The sequence below is a fragment of the Nocardiopsis sp. CC223A genome, assembly GCF_030766825.1.
Lineage (GTDB): Bacteria > Actinomycetota > Actinomycetes > Streptosporangiales > Streptosporangiaceae > Nocardiopsis.
On sequence record NZ_JASFDV010000158.1, the window covers coordinates 1 to 4,012 of the forward strand.

Annotated in this window: 2 protein-coding genes and 1 pseudogene; all 3 read right to left on the minus strand. The window is 76.5% G+C overall.

The window, feature by feature from the left end:
• Positions 1-663 (minus strand): FAD binding domain-containing protein (locus QJS33_RS31005; RefSeq protein ID WP_306371628.1); only part of this gene is annotated, 663 nt, incomplete at its 3' end.
• Positions 660-3,260 (minus strand): molybdopterin-dependent oxidoreductase, encoded by a 2,601-nt coding sequence (locus tag QJS33_RS31010; RefSeq protein WP_306371629.1) that lies wholly within the window; start codon positions 3,258-3,260, stop codon positions 660-662. The genes QJS33_RS31010 and QJS33_RS31005, both read right to left, overlap by 4 nt.
• Positions 3,261-3,435: 175 nt before the next feature.
• Positions 3,436-4,012 (minus strand): annotated as a pseudogene (locus QJS33_RS31015) (hypothetical protein); the annotation flags it as partial.

The window sequence follows — 4,012 nt, forward strand, 5'->3', positions numbered from 1 at the left end:
CGGCCACTCGGCCCGCGCCCGCCCGGCGGCCCGCCGGTGCGCCGCCCGCTCACCCGGCACCGGGGCGGGCAGCAGCACCGCCGTCAGCACCTCGTCGGGGGAGAGCCGGTGGTCGCGGACGGGGTCGGCGGGCTCGTACAGCTCGGCCAGGGGGAACGTGCGCGTCCCCGCCGGCCCGACGGCCCTGACCCGGGCGTCGTAGGCCAGCAGCGCCACCGCCAGCGACGACGGGTGGGGCGCGGTGCACCCGCCGGTGTCGAACACGACCCCGTGCAGGTGGTCGCCCTCCCGGGAGGGGCAGTCCCGGCCCTCGGCGTGCGCGCCGGGGAACGCCGGGTGGTGCAGGTAGGGGCAGCGGCCGCCCTGGAGCAGGTTGCCGCCCACCGTGGCGGTGCCCCGCACCTGCGGGGTGGCCAGCGCCCCGGCGGCCAGGGCCAGCGCCGGGTACCCGATGAGCTCGGTCAGGGCGGCGACCGTGGTCAGCGCCCCCAGCCGGATCGTCCCGTCCTCGTCGGAGGCGACCCTGTGCAGGTCGGCGATGCCGGTCAGGTCCACCACCGGGGCGGTCCCGGTCGGCTCCAGGCCCCCGGCGCGGGGGCGGGCCCCCGCGGTCAGGGCGGCCAGCGCCCCGTCCAGGGAGTCGGGTCGGACAACGGTGCTCATCGGATCCCCTCGATCAGTCGGTCCGGGCGCAGAGGCAGCTCCCGGGGACGCCACCCGGTGGCGTCGAAGACGGCGTTGCCCAGGGCGGCGGCCACGCCCACCACGGACACCTCGCCCAGGCCCACCCCGCCGCCGGGGACGTGCTCGAACCCCTCCTGGTGGAAGTACACCTCGGTCTCGGGCACGTCGCCCATGCCCGGGATGCGGTAGTCCTCCAGGTCGTCGGTGAGGATCGCCCCGGTGTGCGGGTCGTGGCGGCGCTCCTCGAACAGGGCGTAGCCCACGCCCTGCACCACGGCGCCCTCGCACTGGTTGCGGGCGGTGCGCTCGGAGTAGATCCGCCCGGCGGCGATCCCCGCCCAGCAGCGGGTGGGCCGCACCCGCCCCAGCAGGGTGTCGACCTCCACCTCCATGACGTGCACGGCGCCGCTCAAGCCCCGGCCGATGGCCAGGTCGTCGGATATCTCGGGGGTCAGCGCCCCCCACCGGTCGCGGCCGCGTTCGCCCACCACGCTCAGGCCCTCGGCGGCGGCCAGTGCCTCCTTGAGCACGTGCTCGTCGATGGGGCCCTGAGCGGGGACGGCCGGGTCGCGCTCGCGCAGTGCGGCGCGCAGCCGGTCCGCGGCGTCCGCGGCGGCCGGTCCCATAGACGGGGTGGTGCGGCTGCCGTAGGAACCGGTGCCGTGCACCGACGAGGAGTCGCCGATCTCCACGCGCACACCGCCGGCGGGCAGCCCCAGGCCGTCGGCGACGGTCGTGGCGAGGACCGTGCGGATGCCGGTGCCCAGGTCCTGGGTGGCCGCGCGGACCACCAGCTCCCCGCCCCGGACGAGCAGCTCCACCCGGGCCTTGGGGCCGAACAGGTAGAGCCAGTTGGAGGCGGCCACACCCACCCCGCGCCGGAACCGGCCGGTGCGCGGGCCCTGGGGCCGCTCACGCCACAGGGAGGTGCGGGCGGCCCGCTCGTACAGGGCGCGGCGCTTGGGGTTGCCGTCCCAGCGCAGCCGCAGGTCGAGGGGGTCCTCGCCGAGCCGGTGGGCCATCTCGTCCACGGCCTGCTCCAGCGCCCAGGCCATCGGCGGGCCGCCGGGGCCGCGCATGGGCAGGCCGGGCGGGCGGTTGGTGACCACGTCGAAGTCGCGCACCCGGCGGGGTGCGCGCCCGTACATGAAGAAGGCCAGGGTGGCGGTGGTGGATCCCACGGAGACCCCGCCGTCGCCGTGGGAGTCGACGCTCATCGCGGCCAGGCCGCCGTCCCGGTCGGCCAGCAGGGCCACCCGGGTGCGGGTGCCGGGGCGGTGCCCGGCGTCGGTGAGCTCCTCGGCGCGGGTGAAGGAGACCCGGACCGGGGCCTTCACCAGCCGGGACAGCTCGACGGCGGCCCGCATGTCGGCGGAGACGCCGTTCTTGGCGCCGAAGCCGCCGCCGACGTGTTCGGTGACGACGTGCACCCGGTCCCGGTCCAGTCCCCAGTGGGCGGCGACCCGGTCGGCGAGCTTGCTGACGGACTGGGTGGAGGCGAACAGGCGCAGGCCGTCTTCGCGCCAGTGGGCCACGCACACGTGCGGTTCCAGCGGTGTGTGCAGTTGGGTCGCGGTGGTGTACTCCCCGGCCACCAGCAGCGGGTCGCCCGCCTCGGCGGCGGCGCGCAGCCGCCGCACGGCGGTGGGGCCGCGCCAGCTCAGGGTGCCCGGGCCGCGCACGTTCCCGGCCCAGGGCACCGGGGGCGTGGGGGCCTCGCCGTAGGAGGGGGCACCGGACCGCTCGGCGCGGGTGGGGTGGACCAGGGGTGCGTCGGGGGCGCGGGCGGCGTCGACCTCCGCCACGGCGGGCCGGGGGTCGTAGTCGACGGTCACGGCCGCGGCCGCGGCCCGGGCCTGTGCGGGTGAGGGAGCGGCGACGGCGGCGATCGGCTGGCCGACGTAGCGGACGGTGCGGTCCGGGGGCAGCAGGTCGATCAGCGGGGTCGCGGTATCGGCGGCGTGCACCGCGCGGACCCGGGCGTGGGGGAGCACCGAGCGGACGATGACGCCCTCCCAGGTGCCGGGCGGGGCGTGGTCGCCGCTGTAGCGGGCGCGGCCGGTGACCTTGTCCAGGGCGTCCACACGCGGCGGGTCCCGGTCGGGTTCGCCGTCGAACTCCCCGGCGCAGGCGGCGGCCACGGCGGCGAAGATGCCCTCGTAGGCGCCGCAGCGGCACAGGTGCCCGGCCAGGGCGTCGGCGATCTCCTCCCGGCCGGGGCGGGTGTCGCCGTGCTCGGCCCGCCACGTGTCGACGAACACCGAGGCCTCGACGACGAACCCGGGGGTGCAGAACCCGCACTGGAGTCCGTCGTGGGCGGCGAAGGCGCGCTGGACGGGGTGGTCGCCGCCCAGGCCCTCCACGGTGGTGACACGGCGGCCGGCGAGCCGGTCGGCGGGCAGCAGGCAGGAGACGGTGGGGGAGCCGTCGACGAGGACCGTGCAGGCACCGCAGACCCCGGTGCCGCAGGCGATCTTGGTGCCGGTCAGGCCCAGGCCGTCGCGCAGGTGCGCGGCGGCGCTGGTGGCGGGGGAGTCGGGGACGGATACGGGTGAGCCGTTGACGTGGGCGTCCATAGTGCTCTGTGTCGTTCTTCCCGAAGAGGATGTTGTCAATGACAACTTATGCGGGTCCCCTACGGAGTGTCAACGGCGCTTTCGGTGGGATGTCTGGGATGCCCGATTTTGATCTACTTCGTACAGGCGGCGTTCTCGGACATCCCACACATGCCAAAGGCACAGGCGGACCGCGTCAGGGGGTCTTCAGCTCCGTGTCCCCGCCGGGGTCGACGCCGCCGCCCCCGGTGCCGCCGCCTTCACCCTCGCCTCCTTCGCCGCCCTCGCCTTCACCTTCGCCCTCACCCTCACCTTCGCCCTCGCCGGGCTCGGGCTCCCAGCAGGCGTCCGGGTCGGTCTCGCAGTCGGGCGGGTCGACGGCGACGCAGTCGGGGTGGTGCGGGTCGGCGTCGCAGTCGACCTCGGTGTGATCACCGGTGCCGTCGGTCTCCTCGGCGGGCGGCGTCCAGGTGTCGGTCCCTCCGCCGGTACCCTCCTCCCCGCCCTCCTCCTCGACGGGCTCCTCCTCCACCTCGGCGGGGGTGTCCACGACCTCCTCGCTGGGGGTGTTGCCGACCGGCTCTGCGGGCGGCGGGGAGTACTGGCCGTAGGCCCAGAACAGCACACCGCCCAGGGCCGCCAGCACCACCAGCGCCCCGGCCGTCACCCACCCGGCCGGGGAGCGGCGCCGTCGCCGCGGCCGCCTGTCGACCGTGGGCGGCGGGGGAGCACCGACGGGCGGACCGGCGGGAGGGGCCTCGGCGGGAGCGGGA